This is a genomic window from bacterium (Candidatus Blackallbacteria) CG13_big_fil_rev_8_21_14_2_50_49_14 (assembly GCA_002783405.1).
Lineage (GTDB): Bacteria > Cyanobacteriota > Sericytochromatia > UBA7694 > UBA7694.
Genome location: PFGG01000037.1, coordinates 16,208 through 40,219 on the forward strand (window position 1 = coordinate 16,208; position 24,012 = coordinate 40,219).

The 24,012-nt window shown below is 50.2% G+C and carries 19 protein-coding genes; 11 read left to right on the plus strand and 8 right to left on the minus strand.

What is annotated here, in order from left to right; genetic code table 11:
* Window positions 1-6: 6 nt before the first annotated feature.
* On the plus strand, window positions 7-615 hold the full coding sequence (locus COW20_08430) for a hypothetical protein (GenBank protein PIW48692.1): 609 nt from the start codon (window positions 7-9) through the stop codon (window positions 613-615).
* An 8-nt stretch (window positions 616-623) separates the two neighbouring features.
* On the plus strand, window positions 624-1,154 hold the full coding sequence (locus COW20_08435; protein PIW48693.1) for a hypothetical protein: 531 nt from the start codon (window positions 624-626) through the stop codon (window positions 1,152-1,154).
* On the opposite strand, the gene COW20_08440 is transcribed toward COW20_08435, so the two are convergent.
* Window positions 1,140-1,643, minus strand: coding sequence for a hypothetical protein (locus tag COW20_08440; protein ID PIW48694.1), 504 nt, complete (start codon window positions 1,641-1,643; stop codon window positions 1,140-1,142). The genes COW20_08435 and COW20_08440 overlap by 15 nt on opposite strands.
* 99 nt (window positions 1,644-1,742) lie before the next feature.
* Here COW20_08440 and COW20_08445 point away from each other — a divergent pair, with 99 nt between their 5' ends.
* From COW20_08445 to COW20_08455, 3 genes are all read left to right on the plus strand, one after another.
* Window positions 1,743-2,438 carry a carboxylesterase gene (locus COW20_08445; GenBank protein ID PIW48695.1) on the plus strand — a complete coding sequence of 232 codons (696 nt, stop codon included), beginning with the start codon at window positions 1,743-1,745 and terminating at the stop codon, window positions 2,436-2,438.
* 250 nt (window positions 2,439-2,688) lie between these two features.
* A complete protein-coding gene (locus COW20_08450) occupies window positions 2,689-5,406 on the plus strand; it encodes a preprotein translocase subunit SecA (GenBank protein PIW48696.1) in 2,718 nt (905 codons plus the stop codon).
* 131 nt (window positions 5,407-5,537) lie between these two features.
* Window positions 5,538-6,143 (plus strand): hypothetical protein, encoded by a 606-nt coding sequence (locus COW20_08455; GenBank protein ID PIW48697.1) that lies wholly within the window; start codon window positions 5,538-5,540, stop codon window positions 6,141-6,143.
* Here the strand turns inward: COW20_08455 and COW20_08460 are convergent.
* From COW20_08460 to COW20_08475, 4 genes are read right to left on the minus strand one after another with little or no spacing between them, the layout of a single operon-like run.
* On the minus strand, window positions 6,082-8,232 hold the full coding sequence (locus COW20_08460) for a hypothetical protein (GenBank protein ID PIW48698.1): 2,151 nt from the start codon (window positions 8,230-8,232) through the stop codon (window positions 6,082-6,084). The genes COW20_08455 and COW20_08460 overlap by 62 nt on opposite strands.
* Window positions 8,229-9,488, minus strand: coding sequence for a hypothetical protein (locus tag COW20_08465; GenBank protein PIW48699.1), 1,260 nt, complete (start codon window positions 9,486-9,488; stop codon window positions 8,229-8,231). Before COW20_08465 ends, COW20_08460 begins: the two co-directional genes overlap by 4 nt.
* Window positions 9,489-9,491: 3 nt before the next feature.
* Window positions 9,492-10,430, minus strand: coding sequence for a hypothetical protein (locus COW20_08470; GenBank protein ID PIW48700.1), 939 nt, complete (start codon window positions 10,428-10,430; stop codon window positions 9,492-9,494).
* A gap of 7 nt (window positions 10,431-10,437) precedes the next feature.
* Window positions 10,438-11,556 carry a cytochrome-c peroxidase gene (locus COW20_08475; GenBank protein PIW48701.1) on the minus strand — a complete coding sequence of 373 codons (1,119 nt, stop codon included), beginning with the start codon at window positions 11,554-11,556 and terminating at the stop codon, window positions 10,438-10,440.
* A 231-nt stretch (window positions 11,557-11,787) separates the two neighbouring features.
* Between COW20_08475 and COW20_08480 the strand changes: the two genes are divergently transcribed.
* The 3 genes from COW20_08480 to COW20_08490 all read left to right on the plus strand — a co-directional run bounded on the left by COW20_08480 (window position 11,788) and on the right by COW20_08490 (window position 16,054).
* Window positions 11,788-13,071, plus strand: a complete 1,284-nt coding sequence (locus COW20_08480; protein PIW48702.1) for a tyrosine--tRNA ligase — start codon at window positions 11,788-11,790, stop codon at window positions 13,069-13,071.
* An 89-nt stretch (window positions 13,072-13,160) separates the two neighbouring features.
* A complete protein-coding gene (locus COW20_08485) occupies window positions 13,161-15,596 on the plus strand; it encodes a hypothetical protein (GenBank protein PIW48703.1) in 2,436 nt (811 codons plus the stop codon).
* Window positions 15,597-15,613: 17 nt separating this feature from the next.
* Entirely contained in the window at window positions 15,614-16,054 is a 441-nt protein-coding gene (locus COW20_08490) for a hypothetical protein (GenBank protein ID PIW48704.1), read from the plus strand.
* Window positions 16,055-16,056: 2 nt separating this feature from the next.
* Here the strand turns inward: COW20_08490 and COW20_08495 are convergent, their stop codons facing one another.
* Window positions 16,057-17,292, minus strand: coding sequence for a hypothetical protein (locus COW20_08495; protein PIW48705.1), 1,236 nt, complete (start codon window positions 17,290-17,292; stop codon window positions 16,057-16,059).
* A 277-nt stretch (window positions 17,293-17,569) separates the two neighbouring features.
* Here COW20_08495 and COW20_08500 point away from each other — a divergent pair, with 277 nt between their 5' ends.
* The 3 genes from COW20_08500 to COW20_08510 are packed head-to-tail and all read left to right on the plus strand — an operon-like array spanning window position 17,570 to window position 21,470.
* Window positions 17,570-18,994 carry a hypothetical protein gene (locus COW20_08500; protein PIW48706.1) on the plus strand — a complete coding sequence of 475 codons (1,425 nt, stop codon included), beginning with the start codon at window positions 17,570-17,572 and terminating at the stop codon, window positions 18,992-18,994.
* A gap of 24 nt (window positions 18,995-19,018) precedes the next feature.
* The gene (locus COW20_08505; GenBank protein PIW48707.1) at window positions 19,019-20,635 is read left to right on the plus strand and encodes a hypothetical protein; all 1,617 of its coding nucleotides are present in this window, start codon (window positions 19,019-19,021) and stop codon (window positions 20,633-20,635) included.
* A gap of 1 nt (window position 20,636) precedes the next feature.
* A complete protein-coding gene (locus tag COW20_08510; protein ID PIW48708.1) occupies window positions 20,637-21,470 on the plus strand; it encodes a bifunctional methylenetetrahydrofolate dehydrogenase/methenyltetrahydrofolate cyclohydrolase FolD in 834 nt (277 codons plus the stop codon).
* Between the two features lie 3 nt (window positions 21,471-21,473).
* Here COW20_08510 and COW20_08515 read toward each other — a convergent pair whose 3' ends face one another.
* Window positions 21,474-22,934 (minus strand): hypothetical protein, encoded by a 1,461-nt coding sequence (locus COW20_08515; protein PIW48709.1) that lies wholly within the window; start codon window positions 22,932-22,934, stop codon window positions 21,474-21,476.
* Window positions 22,935-23,058: 124 nt separating this feature from the next.
* The coding region (locus tag COW20_08520) for a transposase (GenBank protein PIW48710.1) at window positions 23,059-24,012 on the minus strand (954 nt) is incomplete at its 5' end.

A 24,012-nucleotide genomic window follows, 5' to 3' on the forward strand; every position in this document is an offset into this window, starting at 1 on the left:
AACGCGATGGACGCACTGTCATTTTATGCCTCAGACCGGGTCAAGTCTCTACCTGCCATAGGCGGTGTTCCCCTAACCCAGGATCGGCACGCCGCTCAACTCAGTGAGTTTGAGCAGACCTTGGCCTTTTTTCTGGCCCCTCCGCCCTCACGTTTTCCCCAAGCAGATCAGCCAGACAACGCCACCTTGCTGACACTCAATCCCCATCTCAATCTCAAACTGATTCAATCGCTACATCCAGAGACACGCCTGGTCAAGGATCAAGGACACTTGCGAATTGAAATTCCGGTCACGCCCCAGAAATCTGAGCAAGCGCAAAGTACAGATCAGAACCTGATCCAAGCCGTGCAACTGAACAGCCCGCTTTTTTCAGTTCCGCCTCAGCTGGCCCCCCAGAATCCCGCGCCACGAGAAACAGCTTTTGGCAGGGTGGTGGCCCCAGGCTCTCTGCAATCCCTTTTGGCAGGCCAGAACACAGGGGCTCAGGAAAGCCTGCTGGTTTCGCAAAGTCTCAGCCGCCTGCTTCAAGGCCAGGTGCCCCCAGCACCCCTTGAAGCCCGTGAAAAGATGCACAGCCCCTTCAATGCTTACAGTCACTGGCAAGAGAGCGCATAAAGCCTGAAATGTTTGCCCCCTACCAACCCCATGCTCAGACAAGCCAAGCCCCGCTGCCCCTGGAGATTCGGGCCGCCCAAATCGAGGATCTCAGGGCCCTGGCCCAGCTCCACGCTGAGCGCAACGCCTGCCCTGTGGAGCGCGCCCTGGAAATTATGCAGAGAAACCTTGAGCGCGGCCAGCTCTATTTGGCCGAAAGCCCCCCAAAACAGATCTTGGGCTATGGTCAGAGCCTGTATTTTGAAGCCCCCGCAGACGCACCCCCCTCATGCGTGCCCACAGGTTGGTATCTGATGGGGCTCGTGGTCAGCCCCCAGGCCCGCCGCCAGGGAATGGGCCTCAAACTGACGAAAACCCGTATCGAGGCCCTGCGCCCACTCACCGACAGGATTTACTATTTTGCCAACAGTCTCAACCGGGCCACCCAGGATCTGCATGCCCAACTGGGCTTTGAACTGCTGCGCGAAAAGATCAGTTTTCCTGGGGTTGATTTTTCAGGTGGGGGCCAAGGGCTGCTCTATATTTTAGGGCTCACCTGACCAGAATGTCAGGCTCCAAAGCCGTTGATCAGCATAATCACTGAGCAGGTCTTCCCACGAGGTTCGCACGGTTTCAGACATATTCAGCCAACGCTGCCATTGTGCATCGGCCTGGTCAAAACGCGCTGCATATTCTGCGCTGGGCAGGTCAAAGCCATTGGTCGCAAAATCCAGATCACGGGCCACGGCCCGTTCCTGCGCGTCGCGCCAGATCAATCCCCAAATACACTTGACCAGCACGTCGGCCTCTGCGCCAGAAAGCAGGTCGCGGGCCAACAAAACGGCACAGAAGAGCGGACACTCTGAACAATAGGTTCGGGCATCCAGCGTGTCGTAAAAAGGAGGCTCCTGGGTATTGGGCAAGGGCAAAATCTGAACCAACAGATCAGCGGGCAGGGTCTCAGGAGGCAACTGGGCGACCTGAAGTGCCAGGGGATAGAGCGTTTCTTTCAACCAGGTCAGCACCAAGCCCTGAAAGCGTTGATTCATATCTCTTAGCCCACCTTTCCTGCCTTTGCAGTTTTATGATACCAGCATATCAGAAGCCATCGGAGTATAATGCCCTGAAAAGAGTGTCAGGAGACCCCCATGCCCTTGCTTCCTCACCTTGAACGCTACAGTATCAGCAAAGACCAACCTGTTGTAGGCACTGTGATCTGGCTGCACGGTCTGGGCGCCAGTGGCCACGATTTTGAACCCCTGGTTCCCTTGCTGGGACTCAAACAGAACCTGCGCTTTCTATTTCCCCACGCACCTGAACGCGCTGTGACGATCAATGGCGGCATGGTCATGCCCTCTTGGTATGATATTCTTTCGCTGGGCATGCTGCGTCAGGTCAGCTGGCCTGAAGTTGAAAATTCAGTTCAAGCCGTCAAAGACTATCTAGAGGCCGAAGCAGAAAAAGGAATTCCCAGTGAGCGCATCATTCTGGCAGGCTTCAGCCAGGGCGGTGCGATTGTACTGCAAACCGCCCTGCGCTTAGAGAAACCCTTGGCAGGGATTCTGGCCCTCTCCACCTATTTGCTGGATCTTGAAAAGGTGCCTTCAGCCCAAACCTCTCCCAATGCTCAAACCCCGCTGGAAATGCACCACGGTCTCTATGACCCGGTGGTGCCGCTGGCCCTGGCTGAACGCTCCCGCACAGCCCTGAAGGAAGCGGGTTACCCGATCAACTGGCAAACTTACCCCATGGAGCACGCCGTCTGCGATCTGCAGATTCGCGATCTGGCCCGCTGGTATCAGGCCCGAGCTGAAGAAATCGCCAGAAAAGCGATTCAGGTCTGAAGCCCAACGCCTGAAAGATATAGCGTTCACAAGTCACCCTTTCTTTTATGCTGAATACTTTTAGTAATGCACTCATTTTTCAATGCTATGAGCCCTCTTGACAAGGGATTCCGCCACCATTCTATACAAGCTACACTCTGCTAACTTGCATATTCCCGGAAAGAAGGGCAAGTCTGGTAAAATAGGGAGAGTATTTAAGAAATTCATGACAGTGAACCCGTCGGTTCGCTTTGAAGGATGTAGTGCCAAGATGTTGAAGTTATTGCAAAAGCTCGTTGGGGACCCCCACAAAAAAACAATCGATAAAATCCAGCCGATTGTCGAAAAAATCAACAGTCTCGAAGACGCGATTCAACCCCTGAGCGACGACGACCTGCGTTCCAAAACCTATGAGTTCCGTCAGAAAATCGACAATGCCACCCGTGGCCTGACCGACAAAGACAAAAAATACCAAAAAGAGCAGGAACTCCTCAATGAACTGCTGCCCGAAGCCTTTGCGGTTGTGCGCGAAGCCTCCCGCCGTGTGCTCAACCAGCGCCATTTCAATGTGCAGCTGATTGGCGGCATTGTGCTGCATCGGGGCCAGATTTCAGAAATGAAAACCGGAGAAGGTAAAACCCTGGTTTCAACCTCTCCCACCTACCTCAACGCCCTGGCCGGACGTGGCGTGCATGTGGTTACCGTCAACGATTACCTGGCGGGCCGTGACTCCGAGTGGATGGGTCAGATTCATCGCTTTTTGGGTCTCAAGGTCGGCGCGATTCTGCACCACCTGACGCCCCACGAACGCCGCAAAGTCTATGCCGGTGACGTGATTTACGGAACCAATAACGAGTTTGGTTTTGATTATCTGCGCGACAATATGTCCACCGATTTGGATCAGTGCGTCCAGCGCGAACTGCATTATGCAATCATTGACGAAGTCGACAGTATTTTGATCGACGAAGCCCGTACCCCGCTGATCATTTCAGGCCAATTGGCGCAACCCGCCGAGACCTACCAACAGTTCAGCAAAATCGTCAGCCGCCTGGAAGGCAAACACAAAGACTATAATAAAAAGAAAAAACTGCTCGATGAAATCGACTACGAAGAGGATGAAAAAGACTGTGATTACGTCATTGACGAAAAACAGAAAAATATTATCCTGACCGAACGCGGTATTCTCAAAGCGCAGAAGATTCTCAATATCCACGATCTTTTCAGCGCAGAACAGCCTGAACTGGCACACCACCTGATTATCGCCCTGAAATCAAAAGAACTCTATCGCCGTGATGTGGAATATGTTGTGCGCCCCAACGAACGCGGTGAAATGGAAGTCGTGATCGTCGATGAGTTTACCGGTCGCCTGATGTTTGGCCGCCGCTATTCAGACGGTTTGCACCAGGCCATCGAAGCCAAAGAAGGGGTCAAGATTCAAGATGAAACCCAAACCCTGGCTACAATTACCCTGCAAAACTATTTCCGTCTCTACCGCAAACTGGGCGGCATGACCGGAACAGCCATCACCGAAGAAGCCGAGTTTGGCAAAATCTACAACCTGCCTGTGGTGGTGATTCCCACCAACCGGCCCGTGGTACGTAAGGATCAGCCCGATATTATTTATAAAAACGTCAAAGCCAAATTCCATGCGGTGGCTGATGAAATTGAGGCCATGCATGCCTTGGGCCGCCCCGTGCTGGTGGGGACGGTTTCAATTGAGAAATCTGAGCAGATCAGCGATATTCTCAAACGCCGGGGCGTCAAACACAATGTTTTAAACGCTAAAAACCACGAAAAAGAAGCTGAAATTATCGCCCAGGCAGGCCGCAAGGCGGCCGTCACGATTGCCACCAATATGGCGGGCCGGGGCACCGATATTCTGCTGGGTGGGAACGCCGAATTCCTCTTGCTGCGCAAACTGCGCCTTGAAGGATTCGAGAGCATCGAAAGCGCACCTGTTGAACTCAAAGACAAGATGCTGAAAGAAATCGAAGCCCAAATTTCAGCCGAACGGGATGATGTGCGTGACGCAGGTGGTTTGCACGTGATTGCCACAGAACGCCATGAATCCCGTCGTATTGATAACCAATTGCGGGGCCGTGCCGGTCGCCAGGGGGATCCGGGTTCCAGCCGTTTCTTCCTCTCACTGGAAGACGATCTGATGCGCATGTTCGGCGGCGATCGTGTTTCCCGCGTGATGGACATGCTCAAGGTTGAAGAAAACGAACCGATTGAATCGGGCATGGTCACCAAAGCGATTGAAAATGCCCAGAAAAAAGTCGAAATGTATCACTTTGGGGTACGTAAGAATATTCTGGAATATGACGAAGTCATGAACAGCCAGCGCACGATCATTTACGAACAAAGGCGCAAGATTCTCGAAGGCGACAGCCTGCGTCCTGTGGTCGAAGAAATGATCACCCGCAATATGGAAGATATTCTCAACACCTACGCCCAGCCGGGTATTCCCCAAGAAGAATGGGATCTGCCCGGTCTGCACCAGGAACTGAGCCACCATATTCCCCTGATGAACTCAATTCACCTGGATGAATTGCGGATTCCGATCGAAGGTTTGCAGGTCTTTATCAAGGAACAAGCTCTGAATGCCTATGAGGCCAAAGAAATGATCCTGGGTGAAGAACTGATGCGCGATCTTGAACGCATGGTGATTTTGCGTGTGATTGACCAGAAATGGATTGATCACCTGCATGAAGTAGACGCTTTGCGTGAAGGTATCGGTCTGCGTGCCTATGGGCAGAAAGACCCCTTGATCGAATACAAAAAAGAGGCGCGTGAAATCTTCCAGGAAATGATGACCAATATCCGCATTGAAGTCGTCACAACACTCTTCCACCTGCAAGTTCAGTACGATATGCCCATGATGCCGCCAATGATGCCCATGGAACTGAATTATGAAGAAGTGGATGCCGAAGAAATTCCGGAAGGGCTCCCTGAAGGCCTGAGCCTCGAAGGCAGCGAACCCGTCTAAATAAAGTCTTTTTAGAAAAAGCCTGGAAAGAATCATCTTTCCAGGCTTTTTTTTAGGCAACAAAAAAAATATTTCGACAAACAAGTTTATATTTCTTAACAATTGGGAATATCTAGGTATCAAACCCGAGCATGGGGCAATGGGGGCAAAGGATGAAACGATCGATTCAAAAACAAAAAGGATTTACCTTGGTTGAGTTAATGGTCGTGATTATTATTATCGGCCTGCTGGTCGCGATTGCCTTGCCCAATTTTGCAGCGGCCCAGGATCGGGCCCGAAATGCGTCTGTCAAAGCCAATGGGCATGCCTTAGAAACCATCGTCAATACTTATAATATCGACAATGGGCGTTACCCAGCGAGTATTCCTGAAATCACGGGCCATGACAGCTATAAAACGCTCGAAAATCCTTTTTCGGGTCGCAAGGGCGTTGCTGATGCCTCAGGCCAAGGCGCATGGCGTACCAACAACGATGGGGATGCAGCTTCAGCCCCCAACGCCTTGACGACAGCCTACAGTGATCAGGCGATTTCACAGGGGCTTGCCATTTATGTAGGCTTGGATGCCACAGGAAACGCCACCACTCGCTTTTTAGGGGATGGCAAACAGGGAACAAACAATACCGTCAACTATCTGATCTATACCTGTGATCGCTCTGGCAAGCCCATTCGTGGTTTTATTCTTTCTCCAGCGGATCTGCCTTCAGAAGCCGCTCGCGATCTGCAGCGGGCCAACTAGGGCGAACAGCAGGCAGAGGGTTTTCAGCCATCCAATCTTCAGCTCTGTTTTCAAGACGTTTGAAGCGTATCGCCCATTCAGAATCATCGGCTCTTGAAAAACGCAAATAATCCAAATCGATGAGAATCCTGCTCAGTTCATCATGGGCTTCAGGCGCTAGCAGATCAGGGGCCTGCGCCAAAATCTCTTTCAAGGTTAAATGGGGTTGATCTTGATAGCCCCGTGCAAGCAAAGCTGAAAACAAGCGGCCATACAAACGGTCCAAACGGGGTTCTTTTTCAAGATAGGCCAAACCAGGCAGTTCAGACTTAGCACGCCACAAAAAACGCCGTAAAACGTAATTGAAAATTCCCAAAACCAGAACCAAGAGATAAAAGACAGGGCTGCCCAAAAGCTGAAGCGACAAGGAACGCAATTCTTCCAAACGCTTCTGCAGACTTTGGCTCTCACTCAAACGTTCCTGCCAAGTAGACAAAAATATTTTAAGCGCATCGAGCTGCTTTTGTAAGCCACTGAAAAGATCCCGTTTGTCCAGAAGTTCTGTCAATTGCCCTGGCGGTGTCGGATCAAACGTACGCCAGCGAAGCGAAGGGCGTTCTAAAACCTCAACCCAATCATGCGCCTGTTTTTCGCGTACCACCCAGACCTGACTCATGGAATGGTATTCCATTCCCTTCCAACCACTGACCACATGCGCAGGAATATCCAAACTGCGCAACATCAGCACCATACCGGATGCAAACCAGGAACAATAAGCGGGTTTGCGATTCAGAATGAAATCAACTGTCGGATCCACATGCTCGGTGACAGAATTGACTTTTAAACTGTATTTGAAATATTGATGAAACCAGTCTTCCAATAAGTGCGCCTTTTGCAGAGGGCTTGAAGCAGAGCGTGTGATATCTTCAGCCAAAGGTTTCAATAATTGACGAATTTGATCTGAAATTTCAAGGTTATCACGCAAAAGCTCTGGCAGAGCTTCTGATTCAGGTTGAATACCTGTTTGAACCCAAACCCAATAATCGCTCTCAAATTGGCTGCGTTCCTGACGCAATTGCGCATATTGATTCTGATAAACGGGTGCCGAGCGCGGCATGCCCACCAAACCCGCATCAGGCGGTAGAAAGGTAATCCCCTGGTAATGGTTCATTAAGCGGATTCGCGCCCAAAAGCCCTGCTTTTCCAGAGAGCCTATTTGCCCCGGATACACCAGTTGATACGGGTCCAAATCCGCAGGCAAATCCTTTGCAAGCAAAGGAGAAGTCACTTCACGTGGTGCTTTAAAAAATTCTTGGGGGGTCCAATGGCCATTGTTATAACTGGTTAAAACCGTCCCGCGAAGATAATCCATGGGACGAGAGGAATGGATGAGCAAAGCCACTTGTTCAGAAAGCCGGATTTCAGTATTGCCTGTTAAATGGGTATTGCCAGAAAAACCACTCCAGCTGGCATGTTGATTTGAAATATACTCAGAAAGGTTTTCAGAAAGCGTATCATCAACCCATTCAGCCAAGAGAATCACACTGAGAGAAAGCATCAGAAAAGCAGAAAAAGCAAACATAATATGCTTGAAATAGAGATTCCGGCTGAGCGGTGACCAAAGATTCAGACGCCAGGAGCGCCAAGGCAAACGGGAAAAAATCAGCAAAGTCACAAAGACCAAAACCAGCCAACGGTAATAGGGTTTCATGGCTGAAATATTGGGAGATACCGTTGAAAAAAGGAAAAGGAGCCCCATCGAAAAAAGCAACCAGTCGAAACGCTGTGAACGCCAGGAAAACCATTGCAGAACAATCATCGCTATCAGGCTCAGCCCCAGGGCCTGAAATTGGCGCAAACTGTAAATCATGACATAAATTTCAGCACTGTTTACATAGATCACAAAATAGGCAAAGAGGAAAGAAAAAAGCGTCCCCAAAAACAGCGTAAGGGGCTTGGGTTTTAAGACAAAAGGCAAAAAATAGCCCATGCCAATAATCAAAAGTACCCCCAAGGCCCCCAACAAACGTTGGGGATCGTGCAAGGCCCAAACACCCAAAGTAGGTATCAAGAGAAAAAAATAAATCCAGGGCGGGCGGGTTTCAATCATAGCACCACACTCCGCCAATCAGAAGCTGAAATCGTCACCAAATCAGGTTGGTCAGGCAAATCTGCACCCTCTGGAAGAATCACAATCACCTTCAGTAACAAACCCGTTTCCTGCAAAACCTGTAAAAGCTCACGGCGACTTGGATCCCAATCGAGCAAAATCACAACCACCGCACTGAGTTCCCGGCGGTATTCCTGTACAATTCCCTGCAAACGGTCAGGGTCAAAGCGTTCACAGCCTTGAATCGAGGCCAGGATTTCAAGCATATGATCCAAACGGGTGCGGGCAGAGCCCTGTGGGAAATGAAAGACCTCATTGCCTGCAGCAAAAACATCGATTAAAAACTCCTGACGTGCGATCCACTCTGACATGCTGGCAACCAAAGAGATGCCCGCCTCAAGCCCAGGATCCAGACGCTCCAGCGCACTGACCTGGGTATCTAAAATGACCCCCAAACGGATAAAATATTCTTCTTGGTACTCACGTACCATCAATTTACCCGTCTTGGCCAGAGCCGGCCAATAGATCTGTCGCAGCGGATCGCCCTCCATGAACTGACGAATACCACGAAACTCAAGGGCTTCTCCCATTTGTAGACTCAATACCTGGCCACCACTCTGGTATTTGCGCGTCAAACCCAATTGCAGAAAAGACAAGATTCTGTATTCAGGGTAAACCCATTGCTGACCCGTCAGCGGAAGCAGCGTGCGCCAATAAAAAAGGCCAAAAGGGTAACTTGAAATAGCAATCAACTGGTGACAGAGATACTTGCCCCGGCGCGGCAATTTACAGGGAAAATGCAAGATTATCTTTTCACCGGGCTCCAGCACTTCTACAGAGGTCGAACAGGGAATCACCAACAAACTTTGTTGTGGGCTGCGCAGTATCAACTCAAAACTCAGATGAAACAGCGGACTCTTGCCCTGATAATCCAGCTCAAACTGTAAATCCAGATCCGCGCCATGCATGGCAGGGGCACGGGAAAGCATTTCAAGCTTCAGTCTGCGCGGGCGATACCAGGCGGCCTGAATCAAGGTCACACTCCAAAGCGAAGTCAAAGTAATCATCAGGATATAGATCAGCACATCGGTGCCCACCATGCCCAGAGAGATCGCCAGAATCATGAGCAAAAAAAGCGCTTTGCCTGCAGAAGTCAGATGGGTTTCATAGACCGTCTGAAGCACAGCAAAGGCATTGTGCTTTCTGTAGAAAGCAAGCCAAGCCTGAAGTCGACGCTTGATTTGCTGAAGTTTCATGAACTACCGGGGAACCGCCACCTGTTTTAAACAGGCCTCGATCACCTCGGTCTTGCTAATGCCCTGATAACGCGCCTTTGAATCTAAAAGCAGACGGTGCGCCAAAACAGGCTCAGCCAAAGCTTTCACATCTTCTGGAAGCACATAGTTCCGCCCTTCAAGCAGGGCACGGGCCTTGACTGCCTGAAACAAAGCCAAGCCCCCCCGTGGACTGGCACCCAACTGGACTGCACTGTGTTGTCGGGAAGCTTCAATCAGGCGAATAATATACGTACCCAGATCCTGATGGACCGTTACTTTTTTCACCTCTTCCTGAAAGTCACAAATCTCTTCAGGGCTTAAAAGCGGCTTTAAAGCTTGCAAGGGCAGGGTATATTCATGCTGATAAAGCATAGCCAATTCCTGATCGGAAGAAGGGTAACCCAAACTCAGGCGCAGCATAAAACGATCCAACTGGGCCTCTGGCAAAGGATACGTGCCTTGAAATTCAACGGGGTTTTGAGTGGCAATCACCATAAACGGAGACGCCAAAGCCACCCGTTGGCCATCAACTGTCACCTGTTGTTCCGCCATCACTTCCAATAGGCTGGACTGGGTTCGGGGCGAAGCCCGGTTGATTTCATCGGCCATCAGAATTTGGGTAAAGACCGGCCCCTGTTTAAAATGAAAAGCATGATCCACAGGGTTATAAATCGACGCGCCAATCACGTCGGAGGGCAAAAGATCAGGCGTGAATTGAATTCTGCTGAAATCACAACCCGTAGCCAAGGCAAATGCCTTGGCCAAGGTTGTTTTGCCAATCCCTGGAATATCTTCCAGCAAAACATGCCCTCGCGCCAGCAAAGCAACCAACATCAATTCAATTTGCTCTGGCTTGCCAAGAATGACACGGTTCAAAGCCGCGCGTAATTCTTTCAAGGCCGGCGCTAAGGAAAATTCCATGCCGAGGCTAAATCGCAGGCTGAGGGGTTTTAGGCCCAGAGGCAGGTAATTCAGGCAGCATGCGGGCATCGGGAGGCAACTCACCCGTCAGAGCATTCAAGAAGACAGCAATCGAATCGATCTCAGCGGGATCTAAAACCAATCCCAATTGTGTTTCACCCATAATTTTGATTGCTTCTTTAAGCTCCCAAACCGCACCATCATGGAAATAGGGGTAGGTTCTTGCAATATTGCGCAGCGAAGGAACCTTGAAGACATATTTGTCTTCTTCTTTTTTGGTTAAATCATATTTACCCATGTCCTTGCGATTGGGATAGGGTTTGACAATGCCAAATTTCTGGGCCATTTTTCCACCCACGGCCACACCACTGTGGCAGGCAGTACAACCTTTTCCAATAAAGGTCTCAAGCCCTTTCTTCTCTTCAGCACTCAAGGCCTCACCCTTGCCCTTTAAAAACGCGTCAAAGCGGGAAGGAGTCACCAAGGTGCGTTCAAAGGCAGCAATCGCTTCAGCCATATTTTGATAGGAAAGCGCTTTGTCTGCAGCTTCAGGGAAGGCTTTTTTAAAGTTTTCCTGATAAGCCTCAATGCTCGCCAGACGGATCACCACATCGGCTTCAGACGGCATGGCCATTTCGACAGGGTTCAGAACGGGCCCCTTGGCCTGCTCGGTTAAATCTTTGGCGCGCAGGTCCCAAAACTGAGCGGTGTGAAAACCTGCATTGAGTACCGTGGGTGCATTTCTGCCTCCCTGTTTGAAACCATGGCCGAGAGAAAAGGAACGGTTATCGACTCCGGCACTGGCCAGGTTATGACATGAATTACAGCTGATGGCCCCACTTTTTGAAAGACGGGGGTCATGAAACAATTGTTTGCCCAAAGCCACTTTCTCTGGGGTATCGGTCATGCCTTCAGGTGCAGGAATTTTTTCAGGCAAAGCTTCAAAGAGCCCTTTGGCCTTTTCCCAAAGCGCCTTGTCTTCAGCATTCATGGCAGCAGCAGAATCTGTTGGGCTGTCTGCGGCCGGACTGGCTGAATTTGTATTTTCTGGTTTTTCGGAAGGAGCACACGCCACGCTTATCCCCAACCAAAGTGAAAAGGCCAAAAATATCAGTTTGTTTTTCATGGTTCGTCTTTCCTTATCTATACAATTTCCGAAGTTCTGGAAAAGACACCAGGGTCTGGCAGCCTAGCATCATGGGAATTTACTCAATATTTATCTGCAGAATCAATTCTGCCTCTATTTTAACAGGAGTTCGAGCAGATCCCCAATCTCACGCCAGTGGTAAGGTCAATCGGGTATACTGCACTTGCCTCCCTACGGAGAGCACGCGCAAATTAAAAGGATACGCACGCCATGAGCCAAGATCTTCTGGAAGCCTTGCAGCAACGGGGTATGCTGGAACAAATTTCAGACCCGGAAGGCATCCGTGATACGCTCAGGCAAGGCCCAACCACGCTGTATATTGGCTTTGATCCGACGGCCACCAGCCTGCATATTGGCAATCTTTTGCCAATTATGCTTTTGGCCCATTTTCAACGCGCCGGACACCGTCCGATCTGTCTGGTGGGGGGGGCCACCGGTATGATTGGAGACCCAAGTGGCCGCAGCAGTGAACGGGTTTTGCTGACAGAAGATAAAGTAGATGCCAATCTGGAAAGCATTCGCCGCCAACTCTCACGTTTTCTGCGCTTTGAAGGTGAAAATGCCGCCCTCATGACCAATAACCACGATTGGATTGGCCCCATGAGTTATATCGACTGGCTGCGTGAAGTGGGTAAGTATTTCTCGGTCAACTATATGATTGCCAAGGAATCGGTTCGCCGCCGCTTGGAAGATCGCGATCAGGGCATTTCCTATACTGAATTCAGCTATATGCTTTTGCAGGCCTATGACTTTCTTCACCTCTTCCGTACTGAAAACTGCAAAATTCAGGCCGGAGGCAATGACCAATGGGGCAATATTACCGCAGGCATTGATTTGGTAAGAAAAACAACCGGACAAACCTCCTTTGGCCTGACGATTCCACTTCTGACCACTTCAAGTGGAGAAAAGTTTGGAAAATCTGCGGGCAATGCCGTTTGGCTGGATGCAGAAATGACCTCCCCCTATCAGTTTTACCAATACTGGATACAAGCCGATGATCGGGATGTGGAACGTTTCTTGCGAATTTTTACCTTTCTCGGACTCGATGAAATCAGTACGCTGTGTGCCGAGCACGCCGAAAAGCCTGAGCAACGCCTGGCCCAGAAACGACTGGCAGCTGAAGTGACACGGATTGTTCATGGCGAAGAAGCGCTGGAAAAAGTGCTGCTGGCCAGTGAAGTCTTGTTTGGACGTGAAATCACAGGGCTTTCAGACGCCGATCTGAGTGCTGTTTTCGCAGATGTCCCCTCAACATTGATCGCACGCAATCGCTTGCAAGGAGAGCTCACCCTGACTGAATTGCTCAGGGAGACAGGCATGAGCAAATCCAATGGCGAGGCCCGTCGCCTGATCCAAGGGGGAGGGGTTTACCTGAATAATCGCAAATGCAATGATCCGCTTTTGCTGATTGATGAAAAAGCATTGGCTTCTGAAAGCATGCTGGTGCTTCGCTCAGGGAAAAAGAATTATCATCTGGCACGGTTTAGTTCTTGAACCAAATCCTGGGGTTCTCGCTAAAACATGTTCATCTGGTAAAATAGTGGATTGCAACCAACCTCCTGAAGGGCTGTTTGAAATAAACCATGTCTGCCGCTAAAAAATACTGCCTGGAATGCTTTGTCATCATGGATGCAGAGCAAGAGGTGTGCCCAAATTGTGGTTATCAACAGCCCCCCAATAACAATCCCCTTTATCTCAAGCCTCCCTTTCGCCTGAACCGACAATACGTGATTGGCAAGGTGCTGGGTCACGGCGGGTTTGGCATTACCTATCTGGGTTTTGACCGCCATTTAAATACCCGTGTGGCGATCAAGGAGTATTTCCCCTCTGAATTTGCCAGCCGAGCCCCTGACGGGCAACAGGTCATTCCCTACAGTGGTGAAAAAAGCGAACTGTTTAGGCTGGGCCGTGAAAAATTCATAGCCGAAGCCCGTCTGTTGGCCTCTTTGCGCAGCCCCAATATCGTGCGTATCCGCCACTTTTTTGAAGAGAGTAATACCGCCTATTTCATTATGGAGTACCTGGAAGGTGGAACCTTGACCGAATACCTGCAACAAGAGCAGGGCCAAATTTCGGTTGAAAAAGCCAAAGAAATCCTCATGCCCTTATTGGAAGCGCTGGAAGAAGTGCATGCTAAAAACTCCTACCACCGAGATATCAAACCCGATAATATTTATATCACTCAGCGCGGTCTGCCGATTCTGCTCGATTTTGGCGCTGCCCGCCAGCACATGTCAGGCGCAACCACCAATCTTTTATCCTTTCTCACGCCGGGATTTGCACCGGCTGAACAATACTCCAGCAACGGTATCCAAGGCCCCTGGACCGATATTTACGCCCTGGCCGCCACGATCTACTTCTGTTTAACCGGTGAAGCGCCCCCTTCTCCTCAGGATCGCATGATGGGAGATGCCGAACTCAAACACCCCTCAGAATTGGGAGTAGAGATCAGCCCCAAAGATGAGGAATGGCTTTTCAAAGGGCTTGAAATCAAATGGAGCCAAAGGCCTGAAAATATCGCAGAATGGAAAAAGCTGATCAAGGCCGCAGATGCGCCTGCTGCCCCGCCCCCCAATCAACGTCGCGCAGAAGAAGAAAATTTCATGCGCATTGCGATTTTGCCTCGCCTGGTTTCACGCTTTCTGACCCCTTCAGCTGAAAGCGAAATTCACGAATCAGCAGGCTTTATGGATATTTCCCGTGAACGGGTCAACAGTTTGATCGAAGAAGCTTTGCTGATGACCGGTTCAACCCGACGTGACCCCGAGGCAGAACAACGCAAAGAAAAAGAACGCCGCCAAAAGGTTGAAGAAGAGCGCAAAAAACGTGAAGAATTGATCCAGGCACGTGAACTTGAGCGCAAAAAAGAAGCTGAAGAAGAAAAGAAACGGCGCGAAGCTGAACGCAAAGCACAGGCCGAAGCACAAAAAAAAGCTGAAGCCGAACAGCAGCGCCAGGAAGAGCTTCGCCGGGAAGCCGAACGGGTGCGCCGGGAAGCTGAACAAGAACGTCAACGCAAACTGGAAGAAGCACGTAAACGCCAGGAAGCACTTGATCACAAAGGCTTTCAAGCTGAGAATATCAAACCCTCTGGCAAACAAAAAATCAGCATTGATGAATTGGCCCGCCAGGCAGCAGCCCAAGAAAAAGACTATATTCAGGAAACCATTCCTGAAATCGATCTCGATGAACCCCTTCAAGCCCCCAAAGCACAGGTTCGCAAACCTGCGCCTGAAAAGATGGAACCAAAACCCGCCCCAGAGAGCCCCATACGCAAACCCCAAGCAGCCCCCCCTTCTGCCCCCCCAGCACCGGATATTCCAGCCTCAGCGCAGGTCATTGCCGCACCCCGCTTTACCAATTTGATGGGGATGGACTTTATTAAAATTGATCCTCTCCCCAGTCTCTTTCATATGGGGAAAGCCGACAGCCGCTATCAGGTCTTACTGACCCGTTCTTATTATCTGCAAACCACGCCTGTCACGCAGGGCCAATGGCGCATGGTCATGGGTGTGAACCCCTCCCATTTTCAGGGGGATGAGTGGCGTCCCGTAGAACAAGTTTCTTGGGATGACTGTCAAATATTCATTCAGCGGCTGAACTCACTCAAAGAAGGCCTTTATCGTCTGCCGACAGAAGCGGAATGGGAATTTGCCTGCCGTTCAGCAGAGAGCAAAACCTATAGTTTTGGTTCAAATGAAGCTGAACTGCCTGATCATGCCTGGTTTGACGGCAATTCAGAAGGCAGTACCCATCCTGTGGGTTTAAAAAAACCCAATGCCTGGAGCCTCTATGATATGCATGGCAATGTCTGGGAATGGGTACAGGATCGCTATGGCCCCTATCCTGAAGGCGCCTATACCGATCCCCAAGGTTCTGAGACAGGTGCCTCCCGCATCATGCGCGGCGGCAGTTGGAATCTGGGAGCCACCTATTGTCGGGCCGAAAGCCGCAATTATGAAACACCGGGTTACCGCTTTCAAAATCTGGGCTTTCGTTTGCTCCTAGAAATCAAATAGAAAAAGAAGATCTTCCCATGAAACAGATTCCGCTCTTGGCCTTCACACTTTTGCTGGTTTCAGGCTGCATTTTATCCAGCCCCTTTGTCGCAGCAACCAGCCCAAGTCCCTCTGCCACCCCCGGAGAGACTTCATTTAAAGGTTGGAATTTATACACCTGGAAAGAGCAGGGGCTTTATTACTGGAGCTTGATTCCAGCAACCAATGCCCAACCCGATCTGAGTAAAATTCGCACGCAGGCCAAGCCAGGTTTGAGCTCTTTAACGCAAGCGCTCCAGTCTCTGGCGCGAGGACAGGAAGTCTTCTGGAATTTCCAAGTTGCCCTGTACAGCTCGCTACAATTTGCCTTGCCTCCTGCCAGCGAGCAGGAAAATCTTTGCCTTTTAGCACGCGAGCGCAGTCTTAAACTGCAGGTGGCCACAGAGATGTCCCCCGTGGCCACCTGTCAGAACAACTGAGCTTATCCCTGGGCCAAGGGAATGGGTTCAAAGAATCGCTTATACAGAATTCTGCTCAAAAGCGCAGAGGCCCGGTGCAAAGCCAGCATATCTATATCGCCTTGCGTGAAATGTGAGAGTTCAAGAAAAATGCTGGCTTGCAGGCATTCTTCCAAACTGCCCTTTTCAAGGGGTTGCTGCTCCTGAGCGGCAGCGGAACGCTCAGCCACTGCTAAAGACAAAGCTTTGGACAAGACCCCCACCAAATCGGGCAGGGGATATTCTCCCTGGGCCAAGGCCTTCAAAATGCAAAGCAGATTGTCGCCATCCGAGCAATCACTGAGAATTTTCCCCAATCCCAATTCATTGAGTTCGAGCAGAGCAGCTTTCAAACCCTTTGACATGCGCAGCAAACGGGCTTCTTGAGAAGTTTCAGCGGCGGCATTCACCGCTTGGGTAATCACCTGACAAATCCAATCGGCTGCCACCTTGGTTGAATTTTGCAGCTGTTCATTCTGCCAGAAATAACGCCGAACCAACTCGCCGACCTGAACAAACAGCAGCGAAACCCGTTCCGTATCCCGCAAACGCAAGGTGTCATTTTTACGTTCTTCTAAAATCCGACGCGCTTCTTTCCAGCGCGCCCGCGCACTGTGATAGGCCTCTTGAAACTGTGTCTGCTGCAATTGCTTGACCCAGACTTCCATACGCTGCAGTTCATCCTCCCAAAAGGCTGGCTCCAAGGGATTTTGATTGACATGCAGGGGTAAAAATTCACCCTCTTGATCCTGAAACAAACCCGATTCAGGCTGTACAGCCTGTAAATGATGATTGACCAGCCGGGCCAAACGGGAGCGATGTTTCATGGACTGCACGCGCACCAAAAGTGCGGAAATCAAACTTTCGAGTTCTGGATCCTGAGAAAAAGGGAACTTGCCCTGCAAAGCTTCTAAAAGCTGTTCAAGAGCATGCTGAACCTCCTGATTGCCCGTTTGTTCAAGAAAGAGAATATAATAGCCTTTTTCAGATTTCAACCCCAAAAAAGACGAGCCCAATTCGGTTCCGACACGGGAAAAACCGAGCTGAAAAAACTCCTCAAGCGCCAAAATCTGCTCAGCAACCTCTAAGTCTGAGAAAAAGAGAAAATGATCCTGCTGCTGACTTGCCAGCTTTCGCATTTCATGATGTTCTTCCCAATGCCAACGCAAATTTTCAGGTAAATAATCAAGAATCAGCGGACGTGTAGAACTTAGCACCATGCTATCAAAACTCCTTAAGTATCTGTCAACACCCAAGCGGGATGCTTAAAATTTAAGCTTACGACCCCATCGTATCAAAATCTCAAAGAATTGATTTGATCCGGATCAAAGAACTGCCCTCAAAATTGACTTGCAAATTTTTCAGCTCAGCGCTGTGTCGTTTTTGTCTGAGTACCCACCCCAGATCGTACGGCCTTTTGAAAAAAGGGGGACGGGGCGTTCTGAGCGAGATATGCTATAATGAGGAGCTATCTACCCGAGGAGTGTCTCTGCCTTTATGAGCAGCCGTCTTGACTACCAGTCCCCCGAATTTACGGCAGCAGTTGCAGATGCCCAAAGCCTGCAGAAATGGACAGAATCTCATTTTCAATCTGTCCGCAGTCGCTTGGCTGAAAAAAAATCCACTGCCGATGATCTGCTGGCCTGTGCTGAATTGTCCATACGTCTGCAAGACGCCAACTGCGCTCAGGATTGTCTTGAGAAACAGCTCAAAGCCCGCCCCAGTGATGCCGATGCTTTTTATCTCAAAGCCATGCTGGCCCTGGGGCAAGGCCAAAAAGAGGCTGCCTTGCAAGTGCTTGAAAATGCCACACGCAAACTCTCGGGAAAATCTCCCGACAATGGCCGGGTCTGGCGCCTTCTCGCCGCTGAACGTCTGCACCAGAAACAGGACCTGAGCGGAGCGGCTCAAGCCATGGTCAAAGCCTGCGAGCAAGCCTCCGCACCCGCCTTTTTACACAGTTCAACACGCCCCGCCCAAGATCTGACAGCTGCCATGCTAAACTTTGATTTCTCACTTTTTGACCAGCTTTTTTCCTGGGAAGACAATAGCGCAGATTTTCGTCTCAGCGCAGTGGCCAACGGCCCCCTGGATCAGCTCTATATTCTCGACAGTTTCAATCGACGCATCTTTGAGTTCGATGCCCAAGGACAGTTTCAGCGGGGGATCGATGAACACCAACTTTCCGCCCAGGCCTTTTTGCACCCGGAATCCCGCTGGGAACTCACGGATCTGTGTATTGGGCCCGACGGAAAAATCTACTTGGCAGGCAATCAGGATAAAATTGGGGTCTTCAGCCCCTCATGGGAACCGCTTGCGGCTTATGCTTCACCCGCCGGTAACCACCGTTTAAAGCCCCTCTCCTTAACGGTAGATGCCCACCACAATCTCTACGTAATCTATCAAAACCTGGCGGGCATTCACGTCTTTAATGCCGAAGGCTTTCACGAGGGCAGTTTTGGCGAAAATACCACCATGCCCGGCACCGATAAAAACTATTATTGTGGTTTGGCCTGTTTAGACGGACAGAAAATCTGTTTGTATGATCGTGAAAAAGTTCAGATTTTTGAAGCCGCAACACGCCAACTCTCAGAAACAGTGAACTTGCCCCAGGATAAAGCGCCCAATCTCGATGATGAAGCCTATCCTCTTTGCTGGAATGGCATCGGCACAGCTTCCAACCAAAGGCTTTGGTTGGCAGATACCGCCCATGCTCAAATTATGGAGTATCGCCAAGGCAAACTGCAGCAAAGTTTCACACAAGCAGGATCGAAGTTACAGAATTTTTCAAATCCCTTTGATATAAGCATAGACAGCCAAGGATGTCTGTATCTTGCAGACACCGGAAATGCCCGTGTGCTCAAATACAAGGGCCAAGAATGGACCCAAGTTTTCGGCCACCCTGGCATTAAATCCGTCTAAAGACAGGAAAGAGGTAAACAATCCATGCGCCATCCCAAATACATGCTTTCAGGTCTGCTGGCTGCAGCCCTTTGTTTGGCCAGCAGCTATCCCACACAACCGGCCCAGGCTTTTCAGCGGGGAGGTGTTTTGCGGATTGTCTCTCTGGAAGAACCTCAGCGCTTGAACCCTGTTTTTGATTCCAGCGAATCGGCCCAAGAAATCTACAATCTGATTTTCAGCAGCTTGATCCGCCGCAACAGCCTCTCAGAACTTGAACCCGATTTATTGACGGTGGTACCCAGCTACCAAAATGGCATGATTCGCACCTTGGCCAATGGTGAAATGGAAGTAACCTATACCCTGCGCCCCAACCTCAAATGGCAGGATGGGCACCCCTTAAGCGCTGAAGATGTACAGTTTACCTGGATGGTGCATACCGACCCCCGCTTTAAATATCCCCCCACCCCCGGCTACGAAAATATTCGCGCCGTTGAAGTGGTTGACCCCCAAACCATTCGCGTTAACTTTTTTCAAACCTATCCCGAATACTTCAATCTCTTTCAGCAGGTGCTGCCCAAGCATTCTTTCCGCAGCAAATACTGGAGTTTCTCAGCCGATCATCCCTGGAATTGGCATCCTGTGGGCTCTGGCCCCTTTGTTCTGAAAGACTGGAAAAAAGGCGAAATGGCGTTGCTGGACGCCAATCCCCTCTACCACCGCGCCCGGCCCAATCTCGATCAGATTCGTTATCAGTTTCACCGTGCGGGCTATGAAGCGATTCCCAAAGTGGTCGACTGGGCCCAGAACGCCGAGATTCTCCAAGGCATGTCAATCATCTCCTATGACTACCTCAAAGATCACCCCGATTTGAATTTAAGCCTGCGCAATACCGGCAAAATTGAACATATTGATATCAATCTGCGCAACCCGATTCTTGCAGATTTAAACGTGCGTCGGGCTTTGGCCTATGCCATTGACCGCAAAGCCGTCAGTGAGCGCCTCTTGGGGCTGGTAGAACCGGCCTGGAGTGATCAACCCAGTGGCTCCTGGAAATACAATTCCCGCAGTTCCAGCTATTATCAATTTAACCCTGAGCACGCCGGAAAACTGCTCAGTAATGCAGGTTGGCAGGCACGGGGTGCGGGTCAGCGCTACAATGCCAAAGATCAGGCCCTCAGCCTCTCTCTGACGATTGAAATTGGCAATAAATCACATCAATTGGTGGCCAGCTATCTCAAAGACGCCTTCGCCAAAATTGGTGTAGCGCTTGAAATAAAACCTGTTCCCCCGGAAATGCTGACCGAAGAAATTCTGCCAGGCGGCCACTATGAACTGGCCCTTTCAGCCTGGACCCCCCATCCCTTTGAAACTTCGTTTAAACGTTGGCATTCAAGCCAGGTACCGCCTGCGGGTTTTAACTATACCCGTTTTAAGGACTACCAGGTGGACCAGGTGCTCAAAGCCCTGGAAAGCAGCGATGATATCCATGCCCAAAAGCAATACTATCTCCAGTTGGCCTCGCTCTTAAATGAGCAGGTTCCCGCCATTCCGCTCTATCACGATACGGTTCTGGAAGCCTATAAAAAAACCGTGCACAATTATTTGCCCAACCCCTATATGGGTTCCACCTGGAACAGCCCCCATTGGTGGCTCGAATAAAATGGCACTTCTGGAAGGCAAAATCGTCGCCGCTGCACAGGAAGAAAAATTGCGAGCACAGATACGTGAGCTTTCAGTTCAGCCTGGCTTGGCGGTGATTCTGGCCGGTGAGGATGGCCCCTCCAAAATCTACGTACGCCGAAAACAGGAAGCCTGTGAACGGGTCGGCATGCATTCTGAAATGGTGCTTTTGCCGGGCGATGTTTCAGAAACCATGCTGCTCAGCGAAGTAGAACGGCTAAATCAAGATCCCAAGATTCATGGCATTCTTGTGCAATTGCCCTTGCCGCCGCAAATTGACGCCAAACGTGTCTTGGAAGCGATTGCCCCAGAAAAAGATGTCGATGGCTTTCATCCCCTCAACGCTGGCTATCTGCTGACAGGCACCCCCAAGCAAGTGCCCTGCACGCCTTTGGGAATCCTGCATCTTTTAAAACACTATGAAATTCCTTTGGCTGGCAAACAGGCACTGGTGATCGGACGCAGCAATATCGTGGGCAAACCGATGGCGCTCTTGCTGCTACAAGAAAATGCCACCGTGACCCTTGCCCACTCACGCACACAAAATCTCAGCGAACTGACCCAAAAGGCCGATATTATCGTAGCCGCCGTAGGCCAGGCCCAATTGGTCACTGGCGAAATGGTCAAAGACGGTGTTGTGGTGGTCGATGTGGGCATGAACCGAATGGATGGAAAACTCTGTGGCGACGTAGATTTTGACTCCGTCGCCCCCAAAGCAGCCTGGATTACCCCCGTACCGGGCGGGGTGGGCCCCATGACGATCGCCACCCTGCTGTACAATACGGTCAAAGCCGCACAGGAAAACCAGGCTTAAGGCCTATTCTTTCTGTGGGGAAAGCTCTTCATAGGCCACCTCCCCAAGCGCTTCCTCTTCGTACTCCAATTCAAGATAGCCTTGCTCTTCAAGGGCTGCTAAAAGCGCACCTACAGCTTCATGTCCCATTTGCTCTTCAATTTCCTTGAGCAGCCCCTCAAGCACTTCAGGCCCCTGCTCTTCGAGCATGGCTCCCACTGAATCTACCAATTCATCGGGAATGGCAGGAAATTCTTCATCAAAGAGATGGCTGTCTTCGGGATTGGTGCTTAAAGGGGTGGTGGCCCGATGGGTTTGTGCAAAACTTTCTGCTTCGGCAGCAAAGACAGAGGCTTCAATGCACAGGGGGCGAGGCCAACGATGCACAAAGCCATAGCTCCAGAGCGCATTTTCACGCCGCTGAATCAGCTCAGGCTTCAGCTCGGCAATGATCTGCAAGACCTCATCCCGCTGAGCAGGATTGACAATGCCCAAATCATGCAGCCAATCATAGACATGGGGCAGGCCCCAGAGCAGCGCAAAAGCATCGAGCAGATCCCATTCAGGATCATATTCCAATTTTTCAAAATATTCGCGCACCTGTTCAGGTTTGACCCTTACCAGTTTTTCAAAAGCCGGTAAAGGCTCAGGGGCCTGGTTTAACCACATTTCAAGGGCGTGTTGGGCCATATCCCCACTGGTAAAAAGATTCAGGCGGTGGTGCTTGTACATCCAACGGCCAAAAACCTGACGGCAATGAAACAAAGCCAATTCAGGATCCCCCTCGCTTAAGGCAGTGCGCAAACGGTTCATCTGCACCTTGTCGGAAGACTCCAACTGCTCACGAAAAAAGCCTTGCTCCTGTTTGCTGCGAATGCCCAAATCACGTAAACCACTTTCAAAGGCATTCCAATCGGGATCAATGCCCTCCTGCAAGGCATGCAAAAGGGTCTCAAAAACCTGATGAATACGGTGTTGTTCAAGCGCGAAATCCAGCGATTCATCTTCTGCCAAGGCTTTTTTACCCAAATGGGTTGCAATTTTTGCGGCAAAAGCTGCAGCCTCTTCAGCCAAGCCAAAATAGGCAAGGGTTTTGAGAATCAAGCCAAAGGGAGGAGGCACTTCACGCCCAGGTTTGAGCCAAATCTCCAAAAGTGCAGGAAGCCGTTCTATCTGATTTTCAAACAGTGCTTCCTGTAATTCAACCAAGGCTTGGATGCCTTCAATTTCAGCGTAGACTGCAGGTGCTTTTTCTGAGAGTAGAGCGGCCAAGGCCCGCTGCTCCGCCAAAAGATTTGAATGCCCCAAAATCTGACTGACACTGGCGACAGCATAGGCCAAAACTTCTTCTTCAAGAAAAATTTGGGGGGCCTGAAGAACGTCTTTCAAGAGATCATAGCGCCCTTGGGGAGAAGCCTGCTGGAACTGTTCCAGCCATTTTTGCTGTTGATGCGCTTGAAAAGATGCGGGCTCAGTTGAGGTCATGAAGGGCTCCTTAAAACAATCGGTAGTTCTTCAGTATAGCCCTTTCCAGGCGCGTTTGGTTCTGAGGTTTGACACTCCCTTCCCTCAAGGAAAGGGATTCTCAAGCTACGCTTGTGGCAACCCACTACGTTAACGCTTGAGGGGTCAGCCCGACCCCAATTTTTATATTTGCTTTTGCAGCAATGTTTCGTGCTGCATTTTCGTCTCTGTCCATTTCCAGACCGCAATGAGGGCAGCGATGTATTCTCACTGCCAGTGATTTTTTAACGGGCTCACCACAACTGGAACAGTTTTGGCTGGTGCCTTTTGGGTCTACCTGAATGACTTCTCTGCCAGCTTCTGCCGCTTTGCAGAGAAGAAGTTCAACAAAAGTTCCCCAGCTTGCATCTGAAATGCTCTTGCTCAAATACTTGTTTTTGACCATGTTGCGGATATTCAGTTTTTCCACACAGAGGGTCTTGAATTTATTTATGTAATAATTTGCTGTTTTGTGCAGAAAATCCAGACGCATATTTTTAATCTGGCGATGGACTCTGGCCAGCTCTTTGAGCGCTTTTTTACGTCGATGAGAGCCTTTTTTTCGCCTTGCTACTTTACGCTGTCTGCGTCTTAAATCTGCCTGTGCTTTGCGATAATACTTCTGATTGGCAATCTGCATCCCTTCTGTATCGGTGCAAAAAGCATTCAGTCCTACATCTAACCCTACCCCTTCAAATTGGGGTTCAGGGTATACTCTGGAGGGCACTTCGTCACAGGAGAAACAAACCCACCAGTCGCCACAGGCATCACGGCGCACAGTCACCGTTTTGATACGGCCTTGAATTTCACGCGAAAGAAACAGCTTAAATATGCCTATACCCTTGATTTTCAGATGCCTCCCCTCCAGCTTCCAACCCGCTTGTTTGAGGGTAAAGGAGTTATAGCGGGCGCGTGAACGGAAGCGGGGGAAACCGGCTTTAACTCCGATTCTTTTTAGCCTGGAAAAAAAGCCCTGAAAAGCTTTGCCTACGCGTTCGACCACATCTTGCAAGACCTGTGAGCCGACCTGTTTAAACTCGGGGAATGCTGCCTTCAGTTC

Bases quoted from the DNA above. Each gene is read 5' to 3' on its own strand.
- COW20_08430 (PIW48692.1), top strand. From the start codon at position 7: ATGGACGCACTGTCATTTTATGCCTCAGACCGGGTCAAGTCTCTACCT.
- COW20_08435 (PIW48693.1), top strand. From the start codon at position 624: ATGTTTGCCCCCTACCAACCCCATGCTCAGACAAGCCAAGCCCCGCTG.
- COW20_08440 (PIW48694.1), bottom strand. From the start codon at position 1,643: ATGAATCAACGCTTTCAGGGCTTGGTGCTGACCTGGTTGAAAGAAACG.
- COW20_08445 (PIW48695.1), top strand. From the start codon at position 1,743: ATGCCCTTGCTTCCTCACCTTGAACGCTACAGTATCAGCAAAGACCAA.
- COW20_08450 (PIW48696.1), top strand. From the start codon at position 2,689: ATGTTGAAGTTATTGCAAAAGCTCGTTGGGGACCCCCACAAAAAAACA.
- COW20_08455 (PIW48697.1), top strand. From the start codon at position 5,538: ATGGGGCAATGGGGGCAAAGGATGAAACGATCGATTCAAAAACAAAAA.
- COW20_08460 (PIW48698.1), bottom strand. From the start codon at position 8,232: ATGATTGAAACCCGCCCGCCCTGGATTTATTTTTTTCTCTTGATACCT.
- COW20_08465 (PIW48699.1), bottom strand. From the start codon at position 9,488: ATGAAACTTCAGCAAATCAAGCGTCGACTTCAGGCTTGGCTTGCTTTC.
- COW20_08470 (PIW48700.1), bottom strand. From the start codon at position 10,430: ATGGAATTTTCCTTAGCGCCGGCCTTGAAAGAATTACGCGCGGCTTTG.
- COW20_08475 (PIW48701.1), bottom strand. From the start codon at position 11,556: ATGAAAAACAAACTGATATTTTTGGCCTTTTCACTTTGGTTGGGGATA.
- COW20_08480 (PIW48702.1), top strand. From the start codon at position 11,788: ATGAGCCAAGATCTTCTGGAAGCCTTGCAGCAACGGGGTATGCTGGAA.
- COW20_08485 (PIW48703.1), top strand. From the start codon at position 13,161: ATGTCTGCCGCTAAAAAATACTGCCTGGAATGCTTTGTCATCATGGAT.
- COW20_08490 (PIW48704.1), top strand. From the start codon at position 15,614: ATGAAACAGATTCCGCTCTTGGCCTTCACACTTTTGCTGGTTTCAGGC.
- COW20_08495 (PIW48705.1), bottom strand. From the start codon at position 17,292: ATGGTGCTAAGTTCTACACGTCCGCTGATTCTTGATTATTTACCTGAA.
- COW20_08500 (PIW48706.1), top strand. From the start codon at position 17,570: ATGAGCAGCCGTCTTGACTACCAGTCCCCCGAATTTACGGCAGCAGTT.
- COW20_08505 (PIW48707.1), top strand. From the start codon at position 19,019: ATGCGCCATCCCAAATACATGCTTTCAGGTCTGCTGGCTGCAGCCCTT.
- COW20_08510 (PIW48708.1), top strand. From the start codon at position 20,637: ATGGCACTTCTGGAAGGCAAAATCGTCGCCGCTGCACAGGAAGAAAAA.
- COW20_08515 (PIW48709.1), bottom strand. From the start codon at position 22,934: ATGACCTCAACTGAGCCCGCATCTTTTCAAGCGCATCAACAGCAAAAA.